The sequence below is a fragment of the uncultured Campylobacter sp. genome (assembly GCF_938030145.1).
Classification (GTDB): Bacteria; Campylobacterota; Campylobacteria; order Campylobacterales; family Campylobacteraceae; genus Campylobacter_B.
Genome location: NZ_CALHGM010000030.1, coordinates 102,625 through 118,817, shown reverse-complemented (window position 1 = coordinate 118,817; position 16,193 = coordinate 102,625). Strand labels below are relative to the sequence as shown.

The following is a 16,193-nucleotide window of genomic DNA, read 5'->3' as shown; positions in this document are numbered from 1 at the left end:
TAAGCGCGGCCGTTAATTTATATAGCCGCAAAGCTCCCGCGCAGCGACTTTTCATATCGCGGATTTTGGGCGGCTTGCTAGATAAATTTAGCTCCGCAAGCGCCGCGTCAAATTTGCCGCAATCAAGCCTCCCCTCCGCAAAATCTCTAAAAATCAATGTATCAAAATGCAGCCTAACGTGCAGATAAAATAGCCCCGCAAAAGCCGCTAAAAAGCCCGCAATTACGGCAAAATTTGCAAAAATGCGAAGGCAGACGGCCAGCTGAAGTAAATTTAACAAGAAAAACAGCCTATGCGTCGCTAAAAATCTAGCTGCAACCAGCGCCAAGGCTCTATCGTCCGTCCTTTGGCGGCATTCCTGCTCCCTGCCTTGCGCCGCTTTTTCGTTTTGCTCCGCATTCGTCATTTTCCCTCCTCATTTTGGGCGTTCGCCTTTGGTTAAATTTCCCGTTCGTTTTCGCCGAGAATTTTGCAATACCGCTTGTTTCCAGCCTGCAAATTTTTTAAATTTGATCCCTCAAACCGGACTTGATCAAATTTAGCCTGCGCCTATTTCGCGCTTAAATTTGCGGCTTCTTTACTCCGCTTTCAAATTTAGCTGGTGCGGACGGCTATCTGTTCTATACGCTCACGCAGCGAGCTAGCGACTGCGATCTTTTCTCGGCGAGATTTTAGCAAATCTAGCGCCTCGTCAAAGCCCAGTCCCGCATAAATCACCAGCCAAGCAAGCAGCACCGACGCGCTCCTGCCGTAGCCAAGCGCGCAGCACACCAGCACCTTTTTATCGTTTTGCTCGGCGGCTCGCTCGTTTGAGTCTGCGAGAGTTTGCCTCGACTCGGCGATTTCGCTTTCGTTTGCCGTGCCGCGGGTTTGCAGATTTGTCCGCGAGTCCGCTTGCTCGTTAAATTTAAAATCTCGCCCGTGCGCGTAGCCCGCTTTGGTGTTAAAATTTGATCCCGGCTCCGCCGCTGTTTGCGGTAAATTTTCGCCGCCGCAAAGAGTCGTTTTTACTATCCACTCAAGCTCCTCTGCGCCTCGTTTTAGCTCGTCCGCGCTCGGCGTTATCATATCTAGCATAGGTAGGCTCGCATAAATTTGCGCGCCGCCAGGCCGCTCAAACTCGGCCGCGAGATCTAGCACCGCGTCAAATTTGCCCGCCTGCTTAACCGAGCCTAGATAGAGCCCCGGCAAAATCTCGTCTGAAATCCGTCGTCCGCGCAACCAAAAAATCGCATTTAACCGCGCTACGCAAAGATATGGAAAGAGTAAGGCTTTAGCCGCGGCGGCGTGTTTGCCTTGCCCGTTTTTAGCAAAAACTCCCGCGCCCAAAAAGGCGTAACCGCAAGCAACCAGCGCAAAACTAAGGCTCGCCCACGATAGCCACAGCATCCACGCGCCCCAAATTTTAGCTCCCAAAATCGCCGCAAAAAGCGTCAAAAACGCAAGCCCCAGATATAGCGCCGCCCATTTGTAGCGAGCAGCCTCCCTAGCCATGGCGAAACTAAGCGGCGCGCCCTCTAGCGGGCGAATCAGTAGCACCAAGCAGCCCGCGGCCAGACCCGTCGGAATGTCGATAAAATGGTGCTGATACGTGGTCAGCACGCTAAGGCCGATGAGCGCAAACCACAAGGCAAGCGCCGCCTTAAGCCAAACCGAGCGCGCCTTGCGAAGGTAAAATGCGCCCACCACGACGCAAAGTATTATGTGTAGCGACGGGGCTTGATTAAACGGGAGGTCAAAGGCGGCCAGGCTCGAGAACAAAAAGCCGCTAAAGCCCGAAACTGCGGGCTTTTCCCACGACATTTGCAGAGGAAAAATGATAAAAAATAGCGTCGCGATCATCTGAGCGACTAGTAGCTGCGTGACGTAGCGCGCGAGCTCACGGCTGTCGCGGCAGAGGAAAAATCCAAGCGCGTAGAGTAAATTTAGCGACCAGTACGACACGATGCTCCACGCCCAAAACGGCAGCGCGCGCTCCCATGCAAAATAGATCTCGGGTACGTTTGCGCGAGTGCTCGCGAGGGCGTTCGTGGTGCCGTAGCTAGCGTAAAATATCGCCGCAACGACGACTAGCGCGGCCAGCTGCGATAAAAACGGTTTTGTTTTCATTTTTGCCTTTTTTGCTAATTCTATCAAATTTTATCGGATTTGCGTTTTTACGGATTTATCGGTCCGAGATCGTTTGCTTGACGCAAATTTGTAAATTTTACTCACCGAGACCCGCATCTTTAAGGTACTAAATTTGAATTAGTCAAATTTATCGTTATGAATTAAACTTTTTGTGCAAGTCAATCTTTTTTGTTAAGGGGGAAGGGGCTTGAATTACGAAGTCGCTCCCTTCCCCCTTAACGATCCCCTATTCCCTACGACGTGAGAGGTTGCTGCGCTTTGCGCAGTTTTATCCCGCGCTGTCGCGCCGCACATTTTTTAGTTTAGCATTTTTGGAGCACAGGCCTCGGTGGCTCAGATTTGCAAATTTGAGCGTAAAGCGATAAGGCGAAGTATTTTGAGATGATTTTTGGGGTTTTGAAGTTAAAATTTGACGAAGATAAGGCATGTAGCCTATCGAGTCAAATTTTAACGAAATCCGCAAAAGCACTCAAAAGACAAGCCGCTAAATTTTAACAGCCAAACTCACGCTAAATATCCCATCCCCATCTATCCACTCTTTCACCTTTTTAAACCCCGCATTTTCCACAAGCTGATCCATCTCGGCTTGGCTGCGGCGGCGCATGATCCACGCAGCGCCCTGCCTGTGGCTAGATAGAGCGCGCGCGATCATCTCAAGCTGCGGATGCCACGGCTGGTTGGTGTAGATGAGGTAACCGCCGCTTTTTACGCTGCTTGCAAAGCCTTGTAGCGCGGTGCGCACGACCGAGTTATCGGGGAAAAGCTCAAACAGTCCCGACACGACGCCAAGCGTATATGCGCCTTGCAGACCCTCGTAGCTAGCGGCTTCGAACGCATTTGCCTGCGTAAAGCTCGCGACATCCTCCAGCCCGCGCTCCTTTATCATTTCGCTACCGGCTTTTACGTTTATGTCGCTGTAGTCGCGCAGCGTTATGCGCTCAAATTTATGCCCCTGCGCGGCATCTAGTATATATCTGCCGTGTCCCGAGGCGATGTCTAGCAGTCGTAGCGGCTCGCCTCGCTCCTGTAGCTTTGCTACGGCTTGGTCGATAGCTAGCTTGATATTTCGCTTGCGCTCTCTGATACCGCGCCAGCCGATGGCGTTTAGGTAAAATTTGTCGATAAATTTGAAAAATTTATTCGCTCCTTGCGGCTCGTTTCGGTAGACGTAGTCAAGCGTACTGCCGCTATCGTAGCCGGTATTTTCGCCGATCTTTAGCCCGCCGACCCACGGCGAAACGGCTTGCATAAATATCCGCTGAAATTTAAACCGCAAATTTTTCAGGCTAAATCTCGGCAGCGGCGTAGCCAGCCTATCGGCCTCCTCGCGGCTAAAGCCGTATTCGTCCGCGTGCGTGCAGTCCACCTCGCTAAAAGGCGCTCTAAACCTCTCGCCGACGAACTCGCGCACGATCTCAAACGCTCTCTCTCGCTCGCTCTCGCCCAGCGTATCGTGGTAAAATCCCTCTAAAATCTCGCGCCTTTTTACGCGCGCGCCAAGAGCGTTGTAAAACTCGTGCTGCGGGACGTGCTCCACGACCCAGTCATCGCCTGAGATCAGCAGTAACGTAGGCGTCGTGATCGCGGCCGCGTCCGAAACCACGCGCCGTGCCGCCTCGTAAAGCCCCAGTAGTATGCGCACCGAGATCGCGCGAGTGATGAGCGAGTCGGCGTCGTAGCTGGCCTGGCGCTGTTTGTCGTGCGTGAGATAGTGGGCCTTGACGTAGCTGTTTACGAAAAAATTTCCGCGAGCGCAGTAAATCGCCTTTAGTCCCGCTCTAGCGAACGGCACGTAAAGCTTCACACTAAACGCGGGGCTAGCTAGCACCGCACAGCGAACGCGCGGAGCGTAGTCGTGCAGCCACGCAGAGACCAGCACCGCGCCCACGCTTTGGGCTATCACGGCTAGATTTCGGGCATCAAAGCCGAATCTGTGCTCGATATGCGCCACAAACTCGTCCACGTCGGCGATGAGACGACCGATACTCGGCGCGTCGCCTCGCTCTCCGTCGCTCCTGCCGTGTCCGCGCTGATCCCAGGCAAAATAGCTCAAACTCTCGTCCGCTAGCCCGTCTGCCACGTGCGTCGTCCTGCCCGAGTGCTCGTGCCCGCGGTGAAATATCGCTACGGCTTTGGCATTCGGCGCGGCTTTAAATTTGAGATTTTGTTCGGCGTTTTTGGCTAGCTCTTTCTCGCTCAAATTTGACGCGCCGCATTTGCTAGCTTCGTTTAAATTTGAGTCCGAGTTTTCGCCATTGTTTGGTAAATTTTGCTCATCAATTTTACCCTCGCCGCTAAAATCAGGCTCCGCATTTTCATCCGCGCCGCCTGCTTGCTCGATAGTCAAATTTGACGTTTCGTTTGCGGCCCCGGCGCTTAAATTTGAGCCGTCAAATTTACTATCTTTGCTTAAATTTACTTCGTCTGCGCTCTGGTTTTCGCACGCTACGTCCGCAGCCAGGCGGTATCTGTAAAATATCCTCGCCCCGTCGCTCGTTATAAAGTAGCTCTCTTTAAACTCCATTTTTTGCCTTTCTTGCTTAAATTTATCGATTTTTACGCTTATTTTATCCTAAAATGCCCCGTTATCTCGTAAACATTTAGCACGTCCTCCTCCTGCGCGCCAAGCCCGATGTTATGGATCACGAGCGGGGTTTTGCCGCCTACAAATTTATCCGAAACTATACCGATGTGCGGCCTGCCGTTATCCAGCCGCCACGTCACGATATCGCCCGCCTTAAACTCGCCTTTCGCCTCGTAACCCTTGCGTTTTAGGTAGGTCGCGATGTTTGATACGCGGCGATGATCGATGTTTTTGTCGGTCTTTTTCGCGCCCCAGTTTTTTGGATAGACGCTAAAATTCGCGCTCATATCCTCGTGGATGAGCCGCTGCAGATCGATATCCTGTCCGCGCAACGCCCTAACCACGACGTCGGTACAAACGCCCTTTATCATATCCACGTCGCCTATCGGATAGGCTAGCCTTGAGTACGAAGGGTCGTAAAATAGCGTCTGCCCGACCTGCGCTCTAGCGTCTTGCACGAGCTTTTCGGCCAAAAACGCAAAGGCAAAATTTGCCGCGAGCACTAAAAGTAAAATTTTGCTCCAAATTTTCATCAAAACCTCACGCGTAAAAATATCTAACTATGTGAAAAAATATCGGCGCCGCAAAGCACAACGAGTCCATGCGGTCAAACATCCCGCCGTGCCCGCTGATCATATAACCCCAGTCCTTGACGCCCAGATCGCGCTTGATCGCAGACATAACAAGCCCTCCTAAAAAGCCCATCATACAAACGGCAAGCCCGATAAAAAACGCCCCTACCGCACCAAAAGGCGTGAGATGATGCAGGCACGTAGCCAGCGCGCTAGCGCTAAGAACGCCTCCTGCAAAGCCGACCACGGTCTTAGACGGGCTGATGCTAGGCGCGATCTTGCGCTTGCCAAAAAGCTTGCCCCAGACGTACTGCAGCACGTCGCTAGATTGCACGACTATGATCAAAAACAGCATCAGCTCCATGCTGCTGCCCTGTTTAAGATCCAGCAAAAGAAGCGCGGGGATGTGCGAGATACAAAACACGCAGATCATCAGCGCCCACTGGATCTTCGTCGAGCGCTCTAAAAAATATGCCGCATCGCCGCAAATAGCCGCCAAAATCGGTAAAAACAAAAATCCGTAAACCGGGATAAATATCATCGCCATCGCGTACCAATCAGCATATATAAATATATACTGCACGGGCAAAATCACGTAAAAACACGCCACGAGCGCGATGTGATCGCCCCTGCGGATGTAGATGAGCGACAAAAACTCGCGCAATGCGGCAAAAGACACGAGCAAAAACAAAAATATCACGGCGTTTTTGCCCATATACGTAAATGCAAAAATCACCAAAATCATCGCCCACCAGGCGTTTATACGCGAGGTCAAATTTGCAATGGTTTTGTTCTGGGCGCCCAATTTTGCCTTTAGGATAAAGGCAACGGCGCTAGAGACGACTAGCACCGCGATGAGTCCTAAAAATAGATTTAATATATGATTTTGCGGGTTCATTTTAGTGCCTTTTGGTTAAATTTGAAGCTAAATTTGACGTCTGTTTCAGAGCGCTCCGAGCGAGCTGAATTTACGCGCGTTTGGTTTGCCCTGCGGGCGGTTAAATTTGTTAGCGAAAAAAGCTCGCGCTTTTGGCTCACGCTTGGGTCAAATTTGATTTGCGGCGAGGCGAGCGTTTTAGCCTGGGCTTTGTTTTTAAATTTGACGCTTTTAGCCGCCGCTTTAGAAGGTTCGTCGTCAAATTTGCCGTAAAAATCGGTCGCAAATTTTCCCGTCTTACGTGGCGGATTTACAGGGCTTAAATTTACCGCTCTCGCCAAAGCCGCCGTGCTAGGCTTTCGTTCTATCATTTTGCGTATCGCTCATCGCTAGCAGCGCGTCCCGCGCCTTTTGTAAAAACTCGCCCTTGCCCTCGCCGCCGTAGGTTATCTCCTCGCCCACTATCAGCTCGCAAAGCAGCGGAATAGGCACGAAAAAGCCCTTAGGTAGGACGTTTCTCGCGTTTTTGATCCATACGGGCACGAGCGGGACGTCAGGACACTGCTGCGCCAGGCGAAATATCCCGCTTTTAAACGGCTGTAGCGCGAGATCGTCGTCCATATTGCGCGTGCCTTCCGGAAAGATGATGAGAGAGTGTGTCTGCAGCGCTTCGCTCATTTGCGTTAGCGCCTCTAACGGATCTTTATGACGGCTGATTAGCACCATATTAAATACGTTTTTAGCAAGAAATCTGCGCACGGGCCCGCTCTCCCAGTACTCCGCCGCCGCGACGGGGCGCACGCGCTTTCTCACGCGGTAAGGCAGCGAGACGAAAATCAGCAAAAAATCGCCGTGGCTAGCGTGGTTTGCGTAGTAAATTTTAGTACCGTCGCCGATGTTTAAAAGCTCCTGCGGCGGCCGTACGCCCGTGATAAATATAGTAATACGGCAAAGGATAAAATCAAGCGCGGCCGCTAAAAAATTTTTCATCTTGTATCCTTTTACTCTTTTGTTTTTCAAATTCATTTTTTGTGACGCCCTCAATTTTACGATTGCGTGCGGCAAATGAGCTTCTTGCCCATCTCGCTGAAAACGAGCTAGACATAAATTTGAGGCGATTAAAGCTGATACGGTTTTAAGTAATGCCTACAATTTGCCGCTTTTGCTACTTGCCTTTGATTTCGCCGACTTTGATAAAACGCTCGAAATTAACTAAGCGCATTTTGCGGGCCGCGTCTTTTAAAACGTCTAAATTAAGCGGACAAATTCGTCGCGATATTTTATCCTCGTCTCAAAAAATCTCGTAAATTTAAACAAGTCCAAATTTATAACGATTACGTGCCCGCGCCGAGGCGAGCTTAAAACTTTTGCAATTATATCAAATTTAGACAAATTTACCTTGCGTAGATTTTGGAGATAGCTATTAAATTTATCCTCGTCCGAGGCTCCTTATTCCCCGCTTTTTAGTCCCATCCTCACGCGGTTTGCGCAAGTAAGCGCAAGCAAAAATATCGCGGCGTAAAGTACCCAGCTAAACCACTCTGGCAGTCGCCCAGATAGCGCATATACCGTACCGATAAGCCCAAATATAAACGCGCGGTCGCTCTTGCCCATAGGCCCGTCATATCGCCTACCACAACCGTGCACCTGCCCTAGAACGCCTAAAAACTCACTCATAAAAGATAGAAAGATAACGAGCGTGATAACGCCCCAGTCAAACGGCGCTACGAAGGCAAACGGCAGATACAGCGCGGCGTCCGAGATGACGTCCGTAGCTTCGTTTAGGTAGCCGCCCAGCGGGCTTTTTTGATTAAACTCGCGAGCCAGCATGCCGTCGATGGCATTTAGCGCCATACGCAAAAACATCCAAGCGGGCAGCAGAAAAAATAGCGTCGAAACTTCGGCGAATTTTATCAGAAGTCCGCCCAGCAGAACGGAAATGACGCAGGCTGTGATCGTGACTTGATTTGCGCTGACGCCCGCGCCGTAAAGGCGTCTTACTAACGGACGAAGTAAATTTTGAAATTTGGGCTTTAACTCGTAAATCGTCATGAGGACTCCGAAAATTTGATTTTCGTATTGTCGCTTAAAAATGCTTGGAGGCAGATTAAATGTGCGGTCGGCTTTTGTGTGAGCTTTTTAATCGTCGATTTTTAAAAGCATTAGGATAGCGAAATGAACGATGAAATATGAGTAAATTATCTCTTCTACCATTGCCACGATGGGTACTCAATTTTTTTGACGCGGGCTCGCGACGGTAAAAGTAGCGTTTACGGCACGATTATAGGCAGCGTAGTAATCTCCATTATGGAAAGCGTACGGTGCAATCATCGCCATATCAGTATCCATCTTTGCTCAATTCCTCTATGCGGACCGCAAAAATTTATAAATCGCATGGGATTTCGTCGCGATAGGTTTCAAACTTCGCTCTCCGCCGCAAATGTAACAGACCTTGTCGCGAAAATTCTAAATCATAGCGGCGCCGAGCCGGGAAGAATACTTTTAAATTTTAAAATTTCGCGGCGGTGCAAAACCTCCGTATTTGCGGATTTAAAGTCAAATTTAAAATTTAATCTAGCCAGATATTTTCGTTTAATTTCAGACTTTTTACGATGGAGAGAAAGAATAGAAGCTCGTGCTTGATAGACGCGGCGGGATCAAAGCCAAATACGCTGCGATCTACGCTAGGCTCGAAACTATCATATCCCGTGCGGATGAAAATATAGATGTTTTTACCGGAAAAGCTTAAACTGATCGGTCCGCCGGCACCGTTTCTAAAGCGAAGCAGGCGCCGCATAAAGGCGGGTGTGAGGGCATACATTGCAGACACGGCATCGGCGCTATATACGCTAAACGCGGAGCTAAACTCGCTATCGTCCATCGCGATCTTCTTAAGTCCGCCGAGTGTTGGCCTCGCGCTGAGCGAAGGCAGGATCACCGCCACCGAGTTTACGCGCTTTTTAAATTCCGCGTAGAAAAAGATCCCCCTGCTATTATATCGTTCGTCGGTGTGGGTCACGCAGACATCGGCAAAGCTAAAAAATACTCCGTCATAAACGCCGGAAATTTTATCTTCGCAATCAAAATAGCTTATGCCATCCACAAATAGACCGCTTGCGCGCAAATACGCCGGCCTAAACGAGCCTGAAATTTCATAGCGGTAGCCTAGGCTTGCGATATAAGGCGCGATATATCGGTGTTTAAAGGCGCGGACGAATTTTTTGGATCTGTTGTGTTTGATCCGCTCCAGCGCGGCGCCCGCGATATTAAACAAAGAAAGGCAGATGGTTACGAGTGCGATGACGAAGCGCAAGGTATCATTCTCGCATATTTCTACGCCTTTGGCAAGTATACACAGCAAGATGCAAAAGATAAATACGTGCACTATATTTGCATCTTTATTCACTACTCTAAAAGAGATGCTGCCGCAGCTAAATACCACTATGATCCAGCAGAGGCCTACTGCTGCTTCTTGATCTCTAAAATTGAAAAATAGCCATAGCGCCGAGGCCAGCACCGCTAGTACTATTATCGAAAACGCCGCGCCTTTGCGCTGCTCCGCCTCATCCAGGATGCCGAGCCTTAGTTTTTCCAGTTCGTTTGCGGTCATCTTTCTCTTTCTAAATTTAGCCAGTAAATTTTTAAAGCTTAGCTTCGAACCGCCCCTAAATTTAAAGAACTAAGCTTTAAATTTATAAAATTCTGCGGAATTTCGCTCTTTAAATTTAGCGCGAATTTCTGTGCTAAATTTAGCTTTGGCACAAAATTTCTACGACCACCTGCGGCAATAGTTCATGTTCGATTTCGTGGATTTTGGCTTCGTAAGCTTCAAAGCTCATTTCCGCGCTCTTTTCAAACGCGCGCTGAGCGATGATCGCGCCGCCGTCAAGCTCCTCGCTGACCCAGTGCACGCTCACGCCGCCCACTTTCATATCGCTCTCGAAGCTCTGCTCTATCGCATGCGCGCCCTTAAAAAGCGGCAGCAGCGACGGGTGCAGGTTTATCGCGCGAACCCTGCTCGTAAAAACGGGCGTGAGAATCCTCATAAAGCCCGCGAGCACCGTAAGCTCCGCGCCGCTTTTTTCGATCTCGCGTACGAGCGCGGCGTCGAATTCCTCGCGGCTAGCGAAGTCTTTGTGATTTAGGATCACGCTTTTTAGACCGAATTTTGCGGCCTTTGCTATGCCTCCCGCGTCCGCTTTGTTGCTTAGCGTTAGCACGACCTTGATCTTGGTTTCGCCAAAAACCTTGCCGTGCAGCTTCTGCAAGATCGCCTCTAAATTTGAGCCGCTGCCGCTAAAAAGCACGGCGAGCTTTTTCACAACCATTTTACCTCCTCGATGAGATCGAGCGGACTTAGAGCGTAGGAGTTTTTGGCGAAGGCTCGCGCGGCGAGTGCGTGTGCTAGGACGCCGCAGATTGAGGCTTGCAGAGGCGAGTAGCCTTGCGCGAGCAGCCCGCCGATGAGCCCTGCGAGCACGTCGCCACTGCCGCCCTTTGCGAGCGCGGCGCTACCTTTGTCGCAGACGTAGATGACGCCAGCTTGGGCGATTAGCGTGTTTGCGCCCTTTAGCACGAGCACGCCGCTAAATTTTTCGCTCCACGCCCGTGCAAGCTCGAAGCGCCGCTCTTGCAGCTCGCTCACGCTAAGATCTGCGATGCCAGCGATCTTTAAAAGCGAGCAAAACTCCTTCGGATGGGGCGTTATGATTAAATTTGAATTGGCGTTTAGCAGGCTTAAAATTTCGCTCTCGTAGCACAGATCGGCGTCGATGACGCAGCTTTTGTCCCGCAGCGCGGCAAGATCGATCTTTTGCTCTCCGAGGCCGCAGCCGCAGACTACGACCCGCGCGGCACCAAATGAGCTTTTTTGCATCAAAATCGGGCTTAAGTTTAACGGCTCATCGCTAACGACGCTAACAAGCCCGCTGCCGATGGCGTGAGCCGCCAGAGCCGCCATCTGCGCCGCTCCGCTCATCTGTCCGCTTACTACGTAGGTGTGCCCGAAGTCGCCCTTGTTGGTGTTTTGCTTCCTGCGCAGCGGCAGCTTCAGATCGCTTTTTTGAAGTAGAAAATATTCGCTCCGCTCCTCAAAATTTTGGCGCGAAATTCCAAGATTTGCGACCTTGATACGCCCTACATAATCCTTCGCGCCGTCCGAAAACAGCGCGAGCTTTAACGCGCCCATCGTGATCGTCAGATCCGCGCAAAATGCACCGCCTAAAATGCGCCCGCTCTTATCGATACCGCTTGGAATATCGACTGCGATTTTTAGCGATTTTGCGCTATTTGCGAGAGATAAAATTTCACAAATTTCAGCGCTTAAGGCTTTGTTTAAACCGCTGCCGAAAATCCCGTCGATTATACAGTCTGCGTTTATAATCTCATCGCGTAGAACGCTCAGTTCGCTGCAATCGTTGCCTAGTTTGCCGAAATCTCCGTCGTGCCCTGCGATCTCAAATTTAGCGCTTGTAAATTTTGCACGTAATTTATCGCCATCGTCCGAAGCGTCAGCGCCGCTTAGGTTTTCATGCTCGCTCTGCGGCTCGCTCGCACCAGTGTCTTTTAAAGAGGAGCCGTCCGCGCTTTCATGCGCGCAGATATCCTTGCTAGACGTGCCCTCTACGTGCCCACAATCGTCTTTTGCGCTCGCGATACCAATAAACTTAACGCCCGCAGCCTGCGCCGCATCAGCTTGAAATTTGCCAGCCGCGCTTCTATTTTCTAGCACGCAAAGCGCAGTGCAGCTAAAATCGCCGCTTAGCTTTCGTAGCGCCGCCATCGCGTCCGCGCCGTTATTTCCGCCGCCGCAAAGCGCCAAAATGCGCGAGCCCTTTTTGAGCCGCTTTCTGACCTCGCGTTCGATCCTGCAAGCGGCGTTTTCCATTAAAATTTGTTCTCCAAGTCCAAATTTCGCACTAGCTCGCGCGTCGAGCTCCTCAGTGCTAAAGAAAATTTTTTTCAAATTTCGCTCCTTATGCGAAAGCTAAGAGCCTCCAAAATATGCGCTTTAGCGATGATTTCTGCGCCTGCTAGATCGGCTATCGTGCGCGCGAGCTTTAGCGTTTTATTTACGCCGCGTTGCGAAAGATCGTAGCGGGTGATCGCGGTTTGCAAAACATCCCGCGCAGTGCTTTCGCAGACGCAAAATTTTTCGGTCTCCTCGTCGCGCAGCTTTGCGTTTAGCTCGCTTTGTCCGCGAGCCTTCTGCACGCGAAACGCCCGCAGCACCGCATCTGCCATCTCCTCGCTGCAAACGTCGCTTTTATCGTCTGCGCCGGTCTCATCCATCGCGACGTATATGTCGATGCGATCGAGCAAGGGCGCGGAGATCGTGTTTTTGTAGCGCCTGATGTCGTTTAGCGAGCAGGTGCAGGTTAGGTTTTTAGAGAATAGATTTCCGCACGGGCAGGGGTTTTGCGCCGCGACGAAGATAAATTTCGTTTGGTATTCGACCTTGGAATTTACGCGCGAAATCAAAATTCTATTGTCTTCCAGAGGCTCGCGTAGGCTTTCTAAAATTTGCTTGCCGAAGTGCGGCAGCTCGTCGAAAAACAGCTCGCCGCCGTTTGCGAGCGCGACCTCGCCGATCTTTGCGCCGCTACTGCCGCCGCCGAAAATAGAACTGCGCGTGCTGGTGTGGTGCGGCGAGCGGAAGGGGCGCAGCGCGCTAAAATCGACGTCTTTGTTATTTAGCGACTCGTAGGCGCACGAGAGTAGCACTTCGCCTAGGCTCTGCGGCGGCAGAATTCTGGCTATTCGCTTTGCGCACATGCTTTTGCCGCAGCCGGGGCTGCCCTCAAATAGGATATTGTGCATGCCGCACGCAGCGATCAGGCTCGCGCGCTTGGCGCGTTTTTGCCCTTTGACGTCTTTAAAATCAAGCGAAAAATCGCGGTTGGGGACGTAAATTTGCCCGTCAATCTCCACGACGTTTTTAAAAAGCGGATGGGTTTCTCGCATTAGTCTGCTTGCGGCAAACTCCTCGTCTAAAAAAAATCTGACCGCGTCGCTTAGGCTATCCACCGCATAAACGTCGTAGTTTGGGATCGTGCAGGCCTTTAGCGCAATGCTTTGCGGCACTAAAATTTTAGCGCGCTTCACCTTCGTGCTTAAAAAAAGCAGGATCGAAAAGAGGCTCGCCGTGCTCTTTAGGCTGCCGTCTAAACCGAGCTCGCCGAAGACGAAGAAATCGCCGTCGATGCGCTCTTTTTGCAGCGCGATGAGAAGCGCGATCGCAAGATCGAAGTGCGAGCCGTTTTTGGGCGTATCGGAGGGGGAGAGATTTATGATGATTTTGGAGGCGGGAAATTTAAAATTTAGGCTCACAAGAGCGGCTTTTACGCGGCTTTCGCTCTCTTTTATCGTAGCTCCCGCAAGGCCAACGATATTAAATCCCGGCAGCCCCCGCACAAATGTCGATTCAACCTCTACGGGTATCAGAGCATCCGTGAAGGCAGCGCATTTTAGGGATTTCATTTCGATTTTTCTTTTAGGCTTTTTTTGAATTCTTTATCAAATTTTTTGCGTTTGTTGTATCCGATGCGCTCGATGAAAAGATGTCCATCGAGGTGATCCATCTCGTGCTGGATACAGACGGCTAGCAGCTCGCTAGCGTCCATTTGCTGGGTATTTCCGGCACGGTCTTGAAACTGCACCGTGATAAACTCGGCGCGCATGACGTCCTCGTAAAAGCCCGGCACCGAGAGGCAGCCCTCCTGATAAACGACCTCGCCCTCCTTTTTTAAAATTTGCGGATTGATGATCTCGATGAGGTCCTTTTTGTCTTGGATTTTTTCCTCATTGGCTAAATTTATGATCAAAGCGCGCACGGGCTTGCCTACCTGGATGGCGGCAAGGCCTATGCCGTTTTTTGCGATCATCGTCTCATACATATCGTCCAAAAACTTACCTAGCGCCGCGTCGAATTTCACGACCTCGGTCGATCTTTGATAAAGATTTTTATTCGGATAGGTAAGGACGTCCAGGATCATCTATTTAAAGCTCTTTTGAAGTACTTGATCGATCAGCCCGTATTGCACGGCATCCTCGGCGCTCATGAAAAAGTCGCGATCGGTGTCCTTTTCGACCTGCGCGAGATCTTTGCCGGAATTTTGCGAAAGGATGCCATTCAGAATTTCTTTCATTCGTAAAATTTCTTTGGCTTGGATCTCGATGTCGGTAGCTTGGCCTTGCGCGCCGCCGAGTGGCTGGTGGATCATTATACGCGAGTTTGGAAGTGCGTAGCGTTTGCCTTTGGCGCCGCAGCTTAGCAAAAACGCTCCCATCGACGCTGCTTGACCGATACAGATCGTACTTACGTCGGGTTTGATGTAATTCATCGTGTCATAAATGCTAAATCCGCTCGTAACCACGCCGCCCGGGGAGTTGATGTATAGATAGATATCCTTATCGGGATCCTCCGCCTCCAAAAACAGAAGCTGCGCGACGATCGAGCTTGCCACTGCGTCGTCGATCTCACCGCTAAGCATTACGATACGGTCTTTTAGCAGCCTCGAGTAGATGTCGTAGCTGCGCTCTCCGCGACTAGTTTGTTCGATAACATAAGGAATCACCATCTATTCGCCCTTCTCTTCTTTTTTGCCCTGCTTGGAGAAAATATCGTTGAATAGTTTCTCTTCGATCAGCGCCATTTTGACGGCCGGCAGCATGCCGTTGTTGCGGTACCTATCTAGGTGCTCTTTTGGGTTTGCGCCGTAGGTATAGGCCTCCATATAGACCGCTTGGACGAGCTCCTGATCGCTCACGTCGATCTTGCGCTTTTTGGCCAGCTCGTCGATTAAGAAGGTAAGTTTGACGCTGTTTTCGGCAGCCTTTCTAAACTCTTCGCGCTTTTTATCCAGGGCGTCTTTGTTGTTTTTAAATTCCTCGATCTGCTCTTTTGAAAAGCCGCTCCAGGCGTTGTTAAACTGCAAATTAATCTCCTGCTCGACGATCGCTTTTGGAAGCGCGAAGTTAAATTTCTCGGCGAGCGCGTCGGCAAATTTAGGCTTTAAATCCTCATTTATAAGCTTTTGAAGCTTATCGTTTTTGATGCGCTCTTTGATGCGCGCTTCAAATTTCTCCTTGCTCGGCTCCGCTTCTCCCGGAAGCGCTTGCTTTAGCTCCTCCTCGCCGAGCTCTTTGGCGGGTTTTTTAGCCTGAATTTCGTGAAGCTTGACTTTAAAGATCGCGTCCTTGCCGGCTAAGCTTTTCGCGCCGTAATTCTCGGGGAATTTAACCGCTACGTCGCGCTCCTCACCCACTCTAAGCCCGATCATTCCGTCCTCAAAGCCGGGGATGAATTGATTTGAGCCTATCTGAAGGACGTAGTCCTGCGCCTTGCCGCCGTCGAATGGCTTGCCGTCCACGAAGCCTTCGAAATCAAATTTTGCAAAATCGTCTTTGGCTAGAATTTTTTTGTTAGTTTTAGAAAGCGGAGCGATCATCTGCAAGAATTCCGTCACTTTCTCGTCGATCTCTTTTTGAGTAACGCGCGGGCTGCTAAATTTAGGGATCAGCTCTTCGTACCCCTCGACGCTAACCTCGGGCCTGAAAGAAATTTCGATCTCCACGTCGATGTCGCCTTTGTTTTCGTCAAATTTAGAAAAGACCGGCTCGGATAAAATTTCCTCCTGTTTTTTCTTTAAAATTTTAAGAGACTCGTCGATCATGTTTTTAAGAAGTTCCTGCTTTGCATCGCCCTCAAGCTGTTTGCCGTATCGCTTCAAAACCACCGCGGTAGGCACTTTGCCCTGTCTAAATCCGTCGATTCTTAGCTGCTTGGAGGCCTTTTTGGCTAGCTCTTCTACTTTGGCTGCGATCTGCTTTGCTTCGATCTTGCTCGCAGCTACTGCATTTGCGGCGTCTTTCATTTTTGCTTTTACTTCCATAAAATTCCTTTAGAAAATTTAAAAATAGCTCGTAATATATCAAAAAATTTCTTATTTAAAGTATAAATTCCTAAAATTTGCCGAGCCTAAGCGGCTCGCGGCTTTTAAATTTTAAAATTTTAAGAGCCCGCCTTGAA

General features: G+C 50.3%; 15 protein-coding genes. All 15 read right to left on the bottom strand.

Annotated features, from left to right (window positions below):
* Nucleotides 1-406 (bottom strand): hypothetical protein (locus tag Q0323_RS06000; RefSeq protein WP_298052515.1); only part of this gene is annotated, 406 nt, incomplete at its 3' end.
* Nucleotides 407-594: 188 nt separating this feature from the next.
* Nucleotides 595-2,109 carry a phosphatase PAP2/dual specificity phosphatase family protein gene (locus tag Q0323_RS05995; protein WP_298052511.1) on the bottom strand — a complete coding sequence of 505 codons (1,515 nt, stop codon included), beginning with the start codon at nucleotides 2,107-2,109 and terminating at the stop codon, nucleotides 595-597.
* Between the two features lie 505 nt (nucleotides 2,110-2,614).
* Entirely contained in the window at nucleotides 2,615-4,654 is a 2,040-nt protein-coding gene (locus tag Q0323_RS05990) for a bifunctional alpha/beta hydrolase/class I SAM-dependent methyltransferase (RefSeq protein ID WP_298052508.1), read from the bottom strand.
* A 38-nt stretch (nucleotides 4,655-4,692) separates the two neighbouring features.
* Nucleotides 4,693-5,247: a DUF1287 domain-containing protein gene (locus tag Q0323_RS05985; protein WP_298052506.1), complete on the bottom strand. Its 555-nt coding sequence runs from the start codon at nucleotides 5,245-5,247 to the stop codon at nucleotides 4,693-4,695.
* A 7-nt stretch (nucleotides 5,248-5,254) separates the two neighbouring features.
* Nucleotides 5,255-6,184 (bottom strand): phosphatidate cytidylyltransferase, encoded by a 930-nt coding sequence (locus Q0323_RS05980; protein ID WP_298052503.1) that lies wholly within the window; start codon nucleotides 6,182-6,184, stop codon nucleotides 5,255-5,257.
* Nucleotides 6,181-6,534 (bottom strand): hypothetical protein, encoded by a 354-nt coding sequence (locus tag Q0323_RS05975; protein WP_298052500.1) that lies wholly within the window; start codon nucleotides 6,532-6,534, stop codon nucleotides 6,181-6,183. The genes Q0323_RS05980 and Q0323_RS05975 overlap by 4 nt, the downstream gene beginning before the upstream one ends.
* Nucleotides 6,515-7,153, bottom strand: a complete 639-nt coding sequence (locus Q0323_RS05970) for a 1-acyl-sn-glycerol-3-phosphate acyltransferase (protein WP_298052497.1) — start codon at nucleotides 7,151-7,153, stop codon at nucleotides 6,515-6,517. Before Q0323_RS05970 ends, Q0323_RS05975 begins: the two co-directional genes overlap by 20 nt.
* Before the next feature lie 459 nt (nucleotides 7,154-7,612).
* On the bottom strand, nucleotides 7,613-8,215 hold the full coding sequence (locus Q0323_RS05965; protein ID WP_298052494.1) for a CDP-alcohol phosphatidyltransferase family protein: 603 nt from the start codon (nucleotides 8,213-8,215) through the stop codon (nucleotides 7,613-7,615).
* A 517-nt stretch (nucleotides 8,216-8,732) separates the two neighbouring features.
* Nucleotides 8,733-9,773 carry a DUF3137 domain-containing protein gene (locus Q0323_RS05960; protein WP_298052491.1) on the bottom strand — a complete coding sequence of 347 codons (1,041 nt, stop codon included), beginning with the start codon at nucleotides 9,771-9,773 and terminating at the stop codon, nucleotides 8,733-8,735.
* Between the two features lie 139 nt (nucleotides 9,774-9,912).
* Nucleotides 9,913-10,491, bottom strand: a complete 579-nt coding sequence (purN, locus tag Q0323_RS05955; RefSeq protein ID WP_298052488.1) for a phosphoribosylglycinamide formyltransferase — start codon at nucleotides 10,489-10,491, stop codon at nucleotides 9,913-9,915.
* Complete coding sequence (locus Q0323_RS05950; RefSeq protein ID WP_298052487.1) at nucleotides 10,482-12,128, bottom strand: NAD(P)H-hydrate dehydratase; 1,647 nt, start codon at nucleotides 12,126-12,128, stop codon at nucleotides 10,482-10,484. Before Q0323_RS05950 ends, purN begins: the two co-directional genes overlap by 10 nt.
* Nucleotides 12,125-13,642, bottom strand: a complete 1,518-nt coding sequence (locus Q0323_RS05945; protein WP_298052486.1) for a YifB family Mg chelatase-like AAA ATPase — start codon at nucleotides 13,640-13,642, stop codon at nucleotides 12,125-12,127. The genes Q0323_RS05950 and Q0323_RS05945 overlap by 4 nt, the downstream gene beginning before the upstream one ends.
* On the bottom strand, nucleotides 13,639-14,157 hold the full coding sequence (def, locus tag Q0323_RS05940) for a peptide deformylase (protein WP_298052484.1): 519 nt from the start codon (nucleotides 14,155-14,157) through the stop codon (nucleotides 13,639-13,641). Before def ends, Q0323_RS05945 begins: the two co-directional genes overlap by 4 nt.
* Complete coding sequence (gene clpP / locus Q0323_RS05935) at nucleotides 14,158-14,742, bottom strand: ATP-dependent Clp endopeptidase proteolytic subunit ClpP (RefSeq protein WP_005871578.1); 585 nt, start codon at nucleotides 14,740-14,742, stop codon at nucleotides 14,158-14,160.
* Nucleotides 14,743-16,056, bottom strand: coding sequence for a trigger factor (gene tig, locus Q0323_RS05930; protein ID WP_298052482.1), 1,314 nt, complete (start codon nucleotides 16,054-16,056; stop codon nucleotides 14,743-14,745).
* Nucleotides 16,057-16,193 lie beyond the last annotated feature (137 nt).